A 13,456-nucleotide genomic window follows, 5' to 3' on the forward strand; every position below is an offset into this window, starting at 1 on the left:
CCCCCGTGATTTCAGTGAACGATTTCAAGACCGGCCTTACGATCGAAGTAGATACCGACATCTTCACCGTCATCGAGTTCCAGCATGTCAAGCCTGGCAAAGGCGCGGCGTTCGTCCGCACCAAGCTGAAGAACCTGCGCAACGGCAACATCGTGGAGAAGACGTTCCGCGCCGGCGAGACGCTTGGCCGCGCCCACGTCGAGAACCGCGAGGTGCAGTACCTGTACAACAGCGGCTCCGAATATACGTTCATGGACAACGAGTCCTTCGACCAGTTCAACCTCGACAAGAAGCAGCTGGAGTGGGAGATCAACTTCCTCAAGGAAAACATGAATGTCAACATCGCCAGCTACAAGGGCGAGATCATCGGCATCACGATGCCGAACAGCGTCGAGCTCAAGGTCACCGAGACCGAGCCGGGCGTCAAAGGCAACACGGCTCAAGGCGCGACGAAAAACGCGACGCTCGAGACCGGCTACACCGTCCAGGTGCCGCTCTTCATCAACGAAGGCGACGTGCTGCTGATCGACACGCGCGAAGGCCGCTACATCTCCCGCGCCTAGACGATTGTCCGACCGTGCCGCTCCGCCTAGCGGAGATCGGCTCCGGGATTTTTCAGGCCGTCCGGCTTTCCGGACGGCTTTTTTTGCCTGTTCAGGTGGGGTGGACGCAAACCTATGGTATATTTTTAAGCGGCAACAGGGACGGGCCTATCTCTTTCGGGCCGGGAGCGCGGTCAGATCCGGTCGTCGCTGCCCTCGGTCGAGCGTGGAGTGAAACATCTACTCTGCAATGCGGGAATGTGCTATAATCGGTACTTGATTGCAACAGCTATAGGTGGGGAGTGAGACAGCGGTGTCGTTGATCGTAATGAAGTTCGGCGGCAGTTCGGTCGGCACGACGGAACGCATGCAGCGGGTAGCACAACGGATCGTGGAGAATAGGGATGCGGGCCATCAGGTCGTCGTGGTCGTATCGGCGATGGGAGATACGACGGACGATCTGATCGACCAGTCCAAACGGCTGAATTCGAATCCGCCGGCTCGGGAGATGGACATGCTGCTGACGACGGGAGAGCAGATTTCGGTCGCTCTGCTGTCGATGACCATACATGCGATGGGCCGCCAGGCCGTATCGATGACAGGGTGGCAAGCGGGCATCCGCACGGAGCCCCTGCACGGCAAGGCGCGCATCACGGACATCCGTCCGGACCGCATCCACGAGGCGCTTGAAGCTGGCGGCGTCGTCATCGTCGCGGGCTTCCAGGGCATGACGGAGCAAGGGGAGATCACGACGCTTGGACGCGGCGGATCGGATACGACGGCAGTGGCGCTCGCGGCGGCGATCAAGGCGGACGTGTGCGAGATTTTTACGGATGTCGACGGCATCTACTCGACCGATCCGCGCGTCGTCAAAAATGCGCGCAAGCTGCCGGAAATCTCGTACGACGAGATGCTGGAGCTGGCGCATCTGGGCGCGGCCGTGCTTCATCCGCGCGCGGTCGAATATGCCAAGCACAACAACGTCAAGCTGGTCGTGCGCTCCAGCTTCACGCATAACGAAGGCACGACGGTCAAGGAGGAAGCGGTCATGGAACAAGGAATCGTAGTACGCGGAATCGCATTCGACAAGGATGTCGCCCGCATCAGCATATTGGGCGTCGAGGACGTGCCGGGCGTGCTTGCCGGCGTGTTCGGCGCGCTGGCCGACGGCGGCATCGATGTCGACATGATCGTGCAGAGCGGCGTGCTGGACGGCAAGGCCGACTTCAGCTTCACCGTAGCCGGCGGCGACGCCGAGCAGGCGGTATCGATCATTGCCGGCATCCGCGCCGAGGTTCCTTACCGCGAGACGACCTCCGAGACCGGTCTGGTCAAGGTCTCGATCGTGGGGGCGGGCATGGTGAGCAACCCGGGCGTCGCCGCCCGCATGTTCCGCGCCATCTCCGATCTTGGCGTCAGCATCAAGATGGTCAGCACGTCGGAGATCAAGACGTCCTGCGTCATCGCGGCGGAGCCGCTGCAGGAAGTCGTGCGCGCCCTGCATACGACGTACGGCCTCGACACGGCGGAGCAAGTATTCGTCGGCGGGCCTTCGGAACGCCGTTAGATCAATGAAATGATTCGAATAGGTTATCGATTCGTCCAGCCCCTTCTTCACGGGGCTGGACTTTTTTTTGTCCTGAGGACCGGATCGGCTTTGACGACGCGTCAGACGAGCTGCCGGCTGCCGGCGCTTCAGCTTCCTCTTCTCTCAGCGTGCCCGCGCAGCAAAAACCAGGCTGACTGCCATGCTGAAGGACGGGCCATATTTCCGCCATCCGGCTCATAGACTTGACCAAGCCGTTTTCAGAAATCGGCATGCCGGAAGGGAGAAAGGTTCTATGTTGAATAAAGCGGTTGCGGCGATGGCTTCCTTGCGCCTCGTCTCGGGTTCGATCGAGATCATGGCGGCTCTGCTCATGCTGCGGCTCAATCAAGTAGACAAGGCGCTCGCGGTCAATTCCGCGCTGGCGCTCGTCGGACCGATCGTGCTGCTGACCACGACGGCGATCGGCCTCATCGGCCTGTCCGACAAGCTGTCTCCGTCGCGGATGCTATGGATCGGAACGGGCGTCGCCTGCCTACTGATCGGGGTGCTCAAAAAATAGAGGCGCCGCTAGATTCGGAGGCATAATGCGGACAGGCGGGCATACATTTAATCATGCAGAAGGAGCCAAGCCCGGCTTGGACCCGGACAAACACAGGGGAGGTGAACCGCATGCTGAGCGCAATCGGACACTTGCTGCCGCCGGAGCTGAAGGAACGCATCGCGACGCTGCCGGAATCGGTGCTGGACCAGCTGGAGGAAGTGCGCATCCGGGAAGGAAGGCCGCTTGAGCTTGTCGCCGGCGGCCGGTCCGGCTTCCTTGGCCGGGGCGGCGGATGGACGGAGCTGCCGCCGGAAGCGTACCGGCCCGATGCGGCGTGCTGCCGCAAGCTGCTCGGCCAGCTGACGAACCACTCTCTCTATGCGATGGAGGAGGAGCTCCGCAAGGGCTACATCACGGTGGCGGGCGGTCATCGGATCGGCCTGGCGGGCCGGACGGTGCTGGAAGCCGGCGAGGTGAAGGCGATCCGCGACATCGGCGCGTTCAACCTGAGGATCGCCAGGGAAACGGTCGGATCGGCCGAGCCGCTGGCCGAAAGCTTGGCGGACGCCGCTCGCCGCTCGCTCCATTCGACGCTGCTGATCGGGCCTCCGCGCACCGGCAAGACGACGCTGCTGCGCGATCTGGTGCGGATGGCCAGCGCGGGCAGCTGGCCGGGAGCAGGCTTGGCGGGCTGGCCGGGCAGGCGGGTCGCCGTCGTGGACGAGCGCTCCGAGATCGCGGCCTCGGTCAAGGGCATCCCCTCCTTCGACGTCGGGCCGCGCACCGATGTGATGGATGCCTGTCCCAAAGCCCAAGGCATGATGATGATGCTCCGCTCGATGTCGCCGGAAATCATCGCTGCGGACGAGATCGGCCGCCCGGAAGACGCGGCGGCGCTGCGCGAGGCGGCGCATGCCGGCGTGGCGGTGCTGGCCACGGCGCATGCCTCGAGCTTGGAGGAGGCCAGAGGAAGGCCGATCCTGAGGGAGCTGCTGGACGAAGGAGCGTTCGCCCGTGTCGTCGCCCTCAGCCGTGACCGCGCCGGATTCCGCATGAGGACGCACCGCATGCCGGCAGGCGGCGCCGCCTCCGAACCTCGCGGTCCGGCCGTCCACGCGGTCCCGCTGCTGAGAGGAGCGCCGACCGCCCGGGAGCCGACGGCCATGGCGGACGGAGGAGGGCGGCGCGGTGATTAAGGCGGCGGGCGTGGTGCTGGTGCTGATCGCCGGCACGCTGATCGGGTTCATGCAGGCGGCGCGGTTCGCCCGCCGTCCGAAGCAGCTGCGCGAGCTCGCCCACGGCTTGCAGCGGCTCGAGACGGAGATCGGCTACGGGTACACGCCGCTGCCTGAAGCGCTGAGCCGTGTCGCGGCGCAGACGAGCGAGCCGGTCGCCTCGATGCTGCTGGCTCCGGCCGATGCGATCATGAGCGGAAGCGGCGATGACTTCCAGGCGGGATGGGAAGCGTCGATCCGGGCTTACGGGCCGAGAACGGCGCTGAAGGCGCCGGAGCTGGCTTCTCTCCGCCGGCTCGGCTCGATCCTCGGCATGAGCGACCGGGAAGACCAGCTCAAGCACCTGAAGCTCGCGCAGCAGCAGCTGCTCGCCGAGGAAAGCGGCGCCCGGGACGACCAGGCGCGATACGAGAAGCTGTCCCGCGCGCTCGGCATTCTTCTCGCCGCGCTGGTCGTCATACTGATCGTTTAGGGGTGCCGATGACATGACAATGGATATAAGCGCCATCTTCCAGATCGCCGGCATCGGCATCATCGTAGCCATGATCCACACGGTGCTGAAGCAGATGGGCAAGGAAGACATGGCGCACTGGGTTACGCTGATCGGATTCGTCGTCGTGCTCTTCATGGTCGTGCGCATGCTGAACGACCTGTTCCAGGAGATCAAGACGATCTTCCTGTTCCAGTAGCGGCGGCGGGACGGGGGACGCTTATGGAAATGGTACAGATTGCAGGCATCGGCCTGCTCGCCGCGATCCTGGTGCTTGTCCTCAAGGAGCAGAAGCCGCTATTCGCGTTCCTGCTCGCGATGTTCGCCGGCATCTTCATCTTCCTGCTCATGATCGGCCGCATCGAGGCGGTCATCGGCACGATGCAGGGGCTGGCGGAGCGCTCGGGCATCCCTTCGGTCTATCTCAAGACGATTCTGAAAATGATCGGCATCGCCTACATCGCGGAGTTCTCCGCTCAGATCATCCGGGATGCCGGAGCGGAGGGCGTAGCGTCCAAGGTCGAGTTCGCCGGCAAGGTGCTGATCCTCGTGCTCGCGGTGCCGATCATCAACGTCATCGTCGAAACGGTTGTCGGCCTGCTGCCGGCCGGGGGGTGAGGAGCATGAGGCTCAAGCTGGCGCTGCTATGGATGCTGATCGCGGCATGGGGGCTCGGCTTCGCTCCAGCCGCTTCCGCGCAGCCGCCGGACGGCGGCTCCGAAAGCGGATCGGCCGCCGGCATCACGGAAGAGCTGGCGCGGCAGCAGGCGGAGAGCTACGGCACGGATGCGGTCGAATCGTACTGGAACGATCTCGTGCAGCAGTACGGCGGCTATTTTCCGGAAGGGACGATGCCGAGCTTCGTCGAGATGATCGCGCCGGGCGGGGAAGGGCTGAAGGCGTCGGACGTGCTCAAGGGGCTGCTCGCGATGCTGACGCATGAGGTGCTCTACAACGGCAAGCTGCTCGTCTCGATCGTGCTGCTGGCGGTGTTCAGCTCGATCCTGCAGACGCTGCAATCGGCGTTCGAGAAGCAGACGGTCAGCCAAGTCGCTTACGCGGTCGCCTACATGGTGCTGATCGTGCTCGCGGTGAACAGCTTCCACGTCGCGATCGGCTACGCCAGGGACGCGATCGAGATGATGATCCAGTTCATGATGGCGATGGTGCCGCTGCTCATGACGCTGATCGCCAGCTCCGGCGGCATCGCCACCGTGACGCTGCTCCACCCGGTCATCATCTTCATGGTCCATCTCGTCGGCACGCTCATCTACACGGTCGTCTTTCCGCTCCTGTTCTTCTCGGCCGTCCTCCACATCGCCAGCGCGATGTCGGACCGCTTCAAGGTGACGCAGCTGGCGAACATGCTGCGCACGATCGGCGCGGGGCTGCTCGGGGTCATGCTCACGGTCTTTCTCGGCGTCATTTCGATCCAGGGAGCGACCGGCTCGATGACCGATGGGGTGACGCTGCGGACGGCCAAGTTCATCAGCGGCAGCTTCGTCCCGGTCGTCGGCAAGACGTTCTCCGATGCGGCCGACACTGTCATCTCCGCGTCGATGCTGGCCAAAAACGCGGTCGGGCTCGCCGGCGTCATCATCCTGCTGTTCATCAGCGCCTTCCCGGCCATCAAGATTCTCGTGCTCGCCGTCATCTACAACGTCTGCGGAGCGGTGCTGCAGCCGCTCGGGTCCAGCCCGATCACGACCTGCCTGAGCACGATCGGCAAGACGATGCTGTACGTGTTCGGCGCGCTGGCCGCCGTCAGCCTCATGTTCTTCCTTGCCGTCACGATCCTGCTGACCGCCGGCAATGCCGCGATCATGATGAGGTGAAGCGCCAGCGGCGATAGGAGAGGAGGAGAGCCGGCATGCTGGACTGGCTGAGCTCTTGGCTCAAAGACGTCGTTGCGGTCGTCCTGCTGGCCGCGCTCGTCGACCTGCTGCTGCCGAATCAGCGGATGCAGCGATATGCACGGCTCGTCACCGGCCTGATCGTGCTGCTCGTCATCCTGACGCCGCTGCTTCGCCTCGTGCAAGGCGACTTCCAAGCCCGGCTGGAGACCGGCTACCGCGAATGGAACCGGGAGCTGGAGCGCTCCCAGGTGAAGATGCCCTCGCTGGACGAGATCCTGAGGCAAGCCGAGATCGCGGCCGGGCGCTCCGGCGAGCAGGCGGTGGCGCTGGCCCGCACGCAGCTCGAGACCGGCATCCGCGAAGCCGTCGAAAGGGATGCCGGCGCGGAGGTGAGGGAGGTTTCGGCTGCGGTCGACTGGGACGGACAGGGAGGCGGGGAGATTCGGAGCGTGACCGTGCTGCTGGCGGCTGCGCCGGACGGGGGAGCTCAGCCTGTGGATGAGGGGGCGGCAGACGCCGCCGCAGGGAGCGATTCGATCGAGCCGGTCGTGCCGGTGGATCCGGTCGACATCCGATTGAAGGAGCCGGAGGCGCAGGAAGCGATGGCCGGCCTGGAGGAGGCTGCGGCGAGAAAGGCGGACGCGCGGCTGGAGGGTCGGATTCGCCGGATCGTGGCCGAAGGCTGGCCGATCACGCCGGACCAGGTAAGCGTAGAGCTGGAGCCGGCAGGCGGCAGCTGAGAGGAGGGGAGGCCTTTTGGCCAGATGGTGGGAGAAGCTGCAGCAGGCGGCCGCTGGCGGAGCCGAAGGGCCGAGCCGAATCAAGTCGCTGCGCTGGCTGCTCGTGCTCGGAGGGGTCGGCGTGCTGCTCATCCTGGCGGGCAACGTCCTGAATTTCCGGGATGTCGGCATCAGCCCGAGCGGGCAGGCCGCGCTGCCTCCGGCAGCGGAGGATCAGGCGGCGCTCGGCGGCCGCGTGCAGTCTCCAGGCACGGACTTCGGCGGCATCGAAGCGCCGCTGGAGGCGCGGCTCAAGGATATTTTGGAAAAGATCGTCGGCGTCGGGGAGGTCGACGTGCTCGTCACGGTAGACTCGACCGAGGAGAACGTCTGGGGCAAGGACGACAATACGTCCCAGCAGGTGACGGATGAAACCGATAAATCAGGCGGCAAGAGGCATGTGACGCAGATGACGAGCAGCGGCAAGATCGTCATGTACGAGGTGTCGGGCGAGCAGAAGCCGGTCGTCACCAAAATCGTCAAGCCGAAAGTGCGGGGGGTGCTCGTCGTCGCGAAGGGGGCGGAGAACGCCACCGTGCGGAGGATCATCGCCGAGGCCGTCGAACGCGGCATGGACGTGCCGCTCTCGGCGATCTCGATCGTGCCCCGCAAGACGGGATAGAGACCCTACTGACGGCAAGCGCATGGTGTGTAAGCGGGTCAAGCGGTAAACCAATTCAAGGAGGGATATGAACGATGAATTCGAAACGTCAAACGATCTGGCTGGTCTCCATGCTGAGCCTGATGGTCGTGCTGTCCGCCTACTACCTGTTCACCGAGGATGCCGGCACGAAAGGGCTGGCCGACACGGCCCAGACGCAGGCAGGCGCTGCGGAAGTGTCTCAGACGGACGGCATTGAAGTGCAGCAGGTGACGGGCGGAGGCTCGCTGGACGCGGAGGCGGCGGCGGAAGCCGCAGAAGCCGCAGAAGCTGCCGAAGCGGGACAGCCGGGCGGGGACGCTGCTGCGGGCAGCGGCGAAAAAGCGCAAGCAGGAGAGGAAGCGGCCGCCGAGCCGGGCAAGGACGCGGCGGCGCAGGACAAGGAGACGGCGGCGGACGGCGGCCTGTCGCCGGAGGACCAGGCGGTGCTGCAGCAGTATGAGTCGAGCGGCTCCGCGAGCCAGTTCACGGAGCTCGGCCTCCGCTCGCAGGAGCGGGTCAACGCGGAGTACGACAAGATCATGCAGAAGATTTCCGATGTGAAAAGCGACAGCGAATCGTCCGCCAAGGCCGTTACGGAGCTGGAGAGCTTCGAGGAGCGCCAGGCCAAGCTGACGGAGCTGCGCGGCCAGCTGGAGAAGGAGTTCAAAAACGTCGTCATCGACGAGAACGGCGATGCGGTCAAGGTCGTCGTCCAGAGCCAGAAGCTGGAGCGCAGCCAAGCGGCCGCGATCATCTCCACGGTCAGCTCGTCGCTCCAAGTGAGCGCCGGCGACGTGCTCGTGCAGTACTTGCCGTAATCGGCCAAAGGGGCTTCCGGACGTGCCGGAAGCCCCTTTTTTGCATCCAGCCAAGAGCAGGACGGCAGGAAAGGCGGCCGTTCGGCGCCGAGTTTGCCGGAATGACTCGTCCTAGGAAGGGGCATGTGCTATAATACACTACGTCATGGCCGCGGATTCGCTGCAAGCGTCTCCAGCCGTGTCCGCGCTTGGGCAAGAGGACGCCTTTCAAGCTGCAACCGTCGAAGGAGTGAATCGCATTGTTCAAACTTAATGAAATCAAAGAGCTGATCAAGCTGATCGACCAGACTTCCGTGCACGAGTTCGAGATCGAGAACGAAGGGACGAAGCTTGCGATCCGCAAGCCGGGCAAGGCCGAAACCGTCTTCGTGCAAAGTGCGCCGGCGATTCCTACATATACGGCTCCGGCAGCCGAGCCTGCGGCAGCCGCCGCGGCAGCAGCCGCTCCAGCCGCCCCCGCCGCTCCGGCCGCGCCGAAGGAGAACCTGCATCAGATCGTCTCCCCGATGGTCGGAACGTTTTATGCCGCGTCAACGCCGGACACCCCGCCGTATGTCGCGCCGGGCAGCAAGGTGACGGAAAAGAGCGTCGTCTGCATCCTCGAGGCGATGAAGCTGATGAACGAGCTCGAGGCCGAGATCCGCGGCGAGATCGTGGAAGTGCTCGTGCAGAACGGCCAGCTGGTGGAGTACGGCCAGCCGCTGTTCACGGTCCGTCCCGAATAAGCATGCTGCGTGAGGAGGAGACAAGCGCGTTGAAATTCCAAAAAATCCTGATCGCCAACCGCGGCGAGATCGCCGTGCGGATCATCCGGGCATGCCGCGAGCTCGGCATCTCGACCGTCGCCGTTTATTCCGAGGCGGATCGCGACTCGCTGCATGTCCGTCTGGCCGACGAGGCCTATTGCATCGGGCCCACGCTGTCCAAGGACAGCTACCTGAACCTGACGAACATCATGAGCGTCGCGACGCTCACCGAATGCGACGCCATCCATCCGGGCTACGGCTTCCTCGCCGAGAACGCCGATTTCGCCGAAATCTGCGAGTCCTGCAACATTACCTTCATCGGCCCTTCGCCGTCGGCGATCAGCCGCATGGGCGACAAGGCGATGGCGAAGCAGACGATGAAGGATGCCCGCGTGCCCGTCATTCCCGGCTCGGACGGCATCGTCGAGGATATGGACGAAGCCGTGCGCATCGCCAGAGGCATCGGCTACCCGGTCATCATCAAGGCGACGGCCGGAGGCGGAGGCAAAGGCATCCGCATCGCCGAATCGGAGGAAGCGCTCGTGCAGCAGATCTCGACGGCGCAGCAGGAAGCCCAAAAGGCGTTCGGCAACGCCGGCGTCTATCTGGAAAAGTACTTGACGGGCATGAAGCATGTCGAGATCCAGATCATGGCCGACCGGCACGGCAATGCCGTGCATCTGTTCGAGCGGGACTGCTCCGTGCAGCGCCGCCGCCAGAAGCTGGTCGAGGAAGCGCCTTGCCCGGTGCTGAGCCCCGAGCTGCGCGAGCGGATGGGCCAGGCTGCGGTGCGCGCCGCGCTGGCCGTCGAGTACTGCGGAGCCGGCACGCTGGAGTTCCTGCTCGGCCCGGACGGCCAGTTCTACTTCATGGAGATGAACACCCGGATCCAGGTGGAGCATCCGGTGACCGAGATGATTACCGGCGTCGATCTCATCAAGGAGATGATCTCGGTCTGCGAGGGCAATCCGCTGTCCTTCCGCCAGGAAGAGCTGGAGATCGACGGCGTATCGATCGAATGCCGCATCAACGCGGAGGACTCCGAGCGGAACTTCATGCCTTCCCCCGGCAAGATCGGCTTTTACCTGCCGCCGGGCGGCGTCGGCGTGCGCGTCGACAGCTCGGCCTACCCGGGCTATACGATCTCGCCCCACTACGACTCCATGATCGCCAAGCTGATCGTATGGGCGCCGACTCGCGCCGAAGCCGTGAACCGCATGAAGCGCGCCTTGTCCGAGTTCGCGATCGAGGGCATCAAGACGACGATTCCGTTCCACCTCAAGCTGCTGGAGCATCCGATTTTCCTGGGCGGCCGCTTCGACATCAAGTTTCTCGAGGAGCATGATGTGAACAAGCCTTACGGCGACGAATCCGTGACGGGCTGATCCGTTTGTCATAAAACTCGCCCAATGTTATAGTATAGAAATATGAAATCGGATGAGCCCCCGGCGCGCATCGGGGGACACCTACTTAGCACGGAGGTGCGCCTAAGGATGAGCATCATGGCAGCAGACTACGAAAAGACAGACATCGGCACGATCCAGATCGCTCCTGAGGTCATCGAGGTCATCGCGGGACTCGCGACGATCGAGGTCGACGGCGTGGCGGGAATGAGCGGCGGGCTGGCCGGCGGAATCGCCGAGCTGCTTGGCCGCAAGAATCTTTCCAAGGGCGTGAAGGTCGAGGTCGGTCACCGCGAAGCGGCGGTCGACGTGTCCATCATCGTCGAATACGGCAATCCGATTCCGGAGATCGCCGCCGAGATCCAGCGCAACGTCAAGAAGTCGATCGAGATGATGACCGGCTTGATCGTCGTCGAAGTAAACGTACATATCCATGACGTCTACTTCAAAGCCGGCGAGCGTCCCGAAGAAGAGGACGCGGCGCTGCGAGTCAAATAAGCCACACACCATCACCCCCTTGTGATTGGGCAGCCGCTCGGCGCAAGGGGGTTTATTCCGCTTTATGGGAGGTCAACTCGTCTTGAGCCGAATCGTGGACAGACTGCTCTTGTTTTTGTATAGCCTAGCCGCAGGCATCATCTCCATCCTCGTCATCGTCGTCAGCGCGGGCGGGATTCGCCGCGAGGATGCGGACTCGTTCCTAGCCGAGTGGTATGACACCGGCAGCGCGGTCCAACTGGCCATGCTCATCGGCGCCGTCGTGCTGCTGCTGCTCAGCCTGCGGATGTTCTATGTCGCCGTTCGGGTCAGGGGCGTGTCTTCGTCATCGATCGACCAGCGCAACGATTTCGGCGACATCCGCATTTCGATGGATACGGTCGAGAGCCTCGTGCTCAAGGCGGCCGGCCGCCAGCGCGGCGTCAAGGATCTGAAGACCCGCATTTCGACGGCCGAGGCAGGCCTGGACATCGCCGTTCGCGCGGTCGTGGACGGCGAGACGTCGATCCCGCAGCTGACGGAGGAGATTCAGCGCGCGGTCAAGGATCATGTGGAAGAGATTACGGGCATTCCCGTCGCGGCCGTGTCGGTGTTCGTCGCCAACGTCATTTCTTCCCCTTCCTTCAAGAGCCGCGTAGAATAGGAGGCCTGCAGCGATGTGGAGAGATTGGTGGGACGGATACGGCGGCCGGATCGTCGGCGTCGGGACGGCGCTGTTTCTGGCGATCGTCTTCCTCGTATCCGGTTTTTGGGACATGCTCTTCGTCGGCCTGCTCCTTTGGATCGGCTACGCGGCCGGCCAGCGCAAGGATGCCGGGGGCGAGCCGCTCGTGCCGTGGCGGCGGATCGCTGCCTGGGTCGAGCAGCGTTTTGGACGCTATCGCTGACTCTGTGGTCTCCTCCGTACTTCGGACCTGCCGCGCCTCGCGCGGCGTTTCGGAGCAGGGAGGAGATCATAGGTTTTTTTTACGACTAAATAAAGCTTGAGCAGGAGGCATTATGAAACGAAGGTTGGCGCGTGAAATTGCGGTACAAAGCCTGTACCAAATGGAGATGAACGAGGTGTCGGCGGACGAGGCGGTCGCTATGCTGCTCGCCGAAGCGCGGGAGGAGAACGAAGCCGGGGCAGGCAAGCTGGAAGCCGGCGAGACGGGAGAGTTCGCCAAGGAGCTCGTGCACGGGGTGCTGGAGCGCAAGTCGGCCATCGACGAGATGGTCCAGAACTATTTGACCGGCTGGCAGGTGGACCGTCTGTCCAAGGTGGACCATCAAGTGCTGCGTCTCGCCTGCTACGAGCTCGTGTTCCGCACCGACGTTCCGCCCAAAGCGGTCGTGAACGAGGCGATCGAGCTGTCCAAGCGCTTCGGCACGGACGAGTCGGGCAAGTTCGTCAACGGGGTGCTCGGCCGACTCATCGCCGAGCTGGACAAGCTCAAGACCAACTGACGTCAGCTCTAGATTCGAGGGGAGAGATCGGGATGAGCGCAAAGGTGATCGAAGGCAAGCGCATCGCGCAGGAAATTCGGGAAGAAATCCGGCAGGAGACGGAGCGGCTGAAGGAGCGGGGCATCGTGCCCGGCCTGGCGGTCGTGCTCGTCGGCGGGGATCCGGCATCGGCCGTGTATGTCGGCAACAAGGAAAAGACATGCAAGGAGATGGGCTTCCACTCCGAAGTCCACCGCTTGCCGGAGGAGACGACGCAGGAGCAGCTGCTGGCGGTCGTCGCCGATCTGAATCGCAACGACGCGGTACATGGCATTCTCGTGCAGCTCCCGCTGCCGAAGCACATCGCGGAAAAAGCCGTCATCGATGCGATCGCCGTGGAGAAGGACGTCGACGGCTTCAGCCCCCAAAGCACCGGAAACCTCGTCATCGGCGACGAAAGCCTGCTGCCCTGCACGCCCGCCGGCATCATCGAGCTGATCCGGCGCGCGGGCGTCGATCCTGCCGGCAAGCATGCCGTCGTCATCGGTCGCAGCAACATCGTCGGCAAGCCTGTCGCCATGCTGCTGCTCCGAGAGAACGCCACGGTCACCATTTGCCACTCCCGCACCGAGAACATGGAAGCGATCGCTTCCCAGGCGGACATCCTGGTCGTCGCCATCGGCAAGCCCAAGGCGATCGGACGTAGATACGTCAAGCCGGGGGCGATCGTCATCGATGTCGGCGTCAATCGGCTCGAGAGCGGCAAGCTCGCCGGCGACGTCGATTACGACGAATGCCTGGACGTGGCCGGCGCGATCACGCCGGTGCCAGGCGGCGTCGGGCCGATGACGATCGCGATGCTGATGCAGAACACGCTCAAGGCGGCGAAACGGAAAGCGGGCGTGTAGCCCGTGACGGATACGCCGAGGAT

Annotated in this window: 18 protein-coding genes; all 18 read left to right on the forward strand. The window is 63.7% G+C overall.

Annotated features, from left to right (window positions below; all coding sequences use genetic code 11):
* The first annotated feature begins 5 nt into the window (after positions 1 to 5).
* Positions 6 to 563, forward strand: a complete 558-nt coding sequence (gene efp / locus HGI30_RS09575; RefSeq protein ID WP_168907355.1) for an elongation factor P — start codon at positions 6 to 8, stop codon at positions 561 to 563.
* 292 nt (positions 564 to 855) lie between these two features.
* The gene (locus HGI30_RS09580) at positions 856 to 2,109 is read left to right on the forward strand and encodes an aspartate kinase (RefSeq protein ID WP_168907356.1); all 1,254 of its coding nucleotides are present in this window, start codon (positions 856 to 858) and stop codon (positions 2,107 to 2,109) included.
* A gap of 274 nt (positions 2,110 to 2,383) precedes the next feature.
* The gene (locus tag HGI30_RS09585) at positions 2,384 to 2,650 is read left to right on the forward strand and encodes a YqhV family protein (RefSeq protein WP_028599866.1); all 267 of its coding nucleotides are present in this window, start codon (positions 2,384 to 2,386) and stop codon (positions 2,648 to 2,650) included.
* 110 nt (positions 2,651 to 2,760) lie between these two features.
* Positions 2,761 to 3,828 (forward strand): stage III sporulation protein AA, encoded by a 1,068-nt coding sequence (gene spoIIIAA / locus HGI30_RS09590; protein ID WP_168907357.1) that lies wholly within the window; start codon positions 2,761 to 2,763, stop codon positions 3,826 to 3,828.
* Positions 3,821 to 4,339: a stage III sporulation protein SpoIIIAB gene (gene spoIIIAB, locus HGI30_RS09595; protein WP_168907358.1), complete on the forward strand. Its 519-nt coding sequence runs from the start codon at positions 3,821 to 3,823 to the stop codon at positions 4,337 to 4,339. The genes spoIIIAA and spoIIIAB overlap by 8 nt, the downstream gene beginning before the upstream one ends.
* Before the next feature lie 13 nt (positions 4,340 to 4,352).
* Complete coding sequence (gene spoIIIAC / locus HGI30_RS09600) at positions 4,353 to 4,556, forward strand: stage III sporulation protein AC (RefSeq protein WP_028599864.1); 204 nt, start codon at positions 4,353 to 4,355, stop codon at positions 4,554 to 4,556.
* A 23-nt stretch (positions 4,557 to 4,579) separates the two neighbouring features.
* Complete coding sequence (spoIIIAD, locus tag HGI30_RS09605) at positions 4,580 to 4,975, forward strand: stage III sporulation protein AD (RefSeq protein WP_168907359.1); 396 nt, start codon at positions 4,580 to 4,582, stop codon at positions 4,973 to 4,975.
* Between the two features lie 5 nt (positions 4,976 to 4,980).
* Positions 4,981 to 6,192, forward strand: coding sequence for a stage III sporulation protein AE (gene spoIIIAE / locus HGI30_RS09610; RefSeq protein ID WP_168907360.1), 1,212 nt, complete (start codon positions 4,981 to 4,983; stop codon positions 6,190 to 6,192).
* Positions 6,193 to 6,227: 35 nt separating this feature from the next.
* Positions 6,228 to 6,953 carry a stage III sporulation protein AF gene (gene spoIIIAF, locus HGI30_RS09615; RefSeq protein ID WP_168907361.1) on the forward strand — a complete coding sequence of 242 codons (726 nt, stop codon included), beginning with the start codon at positions 6,228 to 6,230 and terminating at the stop codon, positions 6,951 to 6,953.
* A 16-nt stretch (positions 6,954 to 6,969) separates the two neighbouring features.
* Entirely contained in the window at positions 6,970 to 7,614 is a 645-nt protein-coding gene (spoIIIAG, locus tag HGI30_RS09620; RefSeq protein WP_168907362.1) for a stage III sporulation protein AG, read from the forward strand.
* A gap of 74 nt (positions 7,615 to 7,688) precedes the next feature.
* On the forward strand, positions 7,689 to 8,453 hold the full coding sequence (locus tag HGI30_RS09625; RefSeq protein WP_168907363.1) for a SpoIIIAH-like family protein: 765 nt from the start codon (positions 7,689 to 7,691) through the stop codon (positions 8,451 to 8,453).
* 239 nt (positions 8,454 to 8,692) lie between these two features.
* On the forward strand, positions 8,693 to 9,178 hold the full coding sequence (gene accB / locus HGI30_RS09630) for an acetyl-CoA carboxylase biotin carboxyl carrier protein (RefSeq protein WP_168907364.1): 486 nt from the start codon (positions 8,693 to 8,695) through the stop codon (positions 9,176 to 9,178).
* Between the two features lie 29 nt (positions 9,179 to 9,207).
* The gene (gene accC, locus HGI30_RS09635; RefSeq protein WP_168907365.1) at positions 9,208 to 10,584 is read left to right on the forward strand and encodes an acetyl-CoA carboxylase biotin carboxylase subunit; all 1,377 of its coding nucleotides are present in this window, start codon (positions 9,208 to 9,210) and stop codon (positions 10,582 to 10,584) included.
* Between the two features lie 108 nt (positions 10,585 to 10,692).
* The gene (locus HGI30_RS09640; RefSeq protein WP_168907366.1) at positions 10,693 to 11,100 is read left to right on the forward strand and encodes an Asp23/Gls24 family envelope stress response protein; all 408 of its coding nucleotides are present in this window, start codon (positions 10,693 to 10,695) and stop codon (positions 11,098 to 11,100) included.
* Between the two features lie 82 nt (positions 11,101 to 11,182).
* Entirely contained in the window at positions 11,183 to 11,743 is a 561-nt protein-coding gene (amaP, locus tag HGI30_RS09645; RefSeq protein WP_168907367.1) for an alkaline shock response membrane anchor protein AmaP, read from the forward strand.
* A gap of 13 nt (positions 11,744 to 11,756) precedes the next feature.
* Complete coding sequence (locus HGI30_RS09650) at positions 11,757 to 11,987, forward strand: DUF2273 domain-containing protein (protein ID WP_168907368.1); 231 nt, start codon at positions 11,757 to 11,759, stop codon at positions 11,985 to 11,987.
* A 112-nt stretch (positions 11,988 to 12,099) separates the two neighbouring features.
* Positions 12,100 to 12,546 carry a transcription antitermination factor NusB gene (gene nusB, locus HGI30_RS09655; protein ID WP_168907369.1) on the forward strand — a complete coding sequence of 149 codons (447 nt, stop codon included), beginning with the start codon at positions 12,100 to 12,102 and terminating at the stop codon, positions 12,544 to 12,546.
* Between the two features lie 32 nt (positions 12,547 to 12,578).
* Positions 12,579 to 13,433 carry a bifunctional methylenetetrahydrofolate dehydrogenase/methenyltetrahydrofolate cyclohydrolase FolD gene (gene folD / locus HGI30_RS09660; protein ID WP_168907370.1) on the forward strand — a complete coding sequence of 285 codons (855 nt, stop codon included), beginning with the start codon at positions 12,579 to 12,581 and terminating at the stop codon, positions 13,431 to 13,433.
* Positions 13,434 to 13,456: the final 23 nt, after the last annotated feature.

Origin of the sequence: Paenibacillus albicereus (genome assembly GCF_012676905.1) — a bacterium.
GTDB classification, from domain to species: Bacteria; Bacillota; Bacilli; order Paenibacillales; family Paenibacillaceae; genus Paenibacillus_O; species Paenibacillus_O albicereus.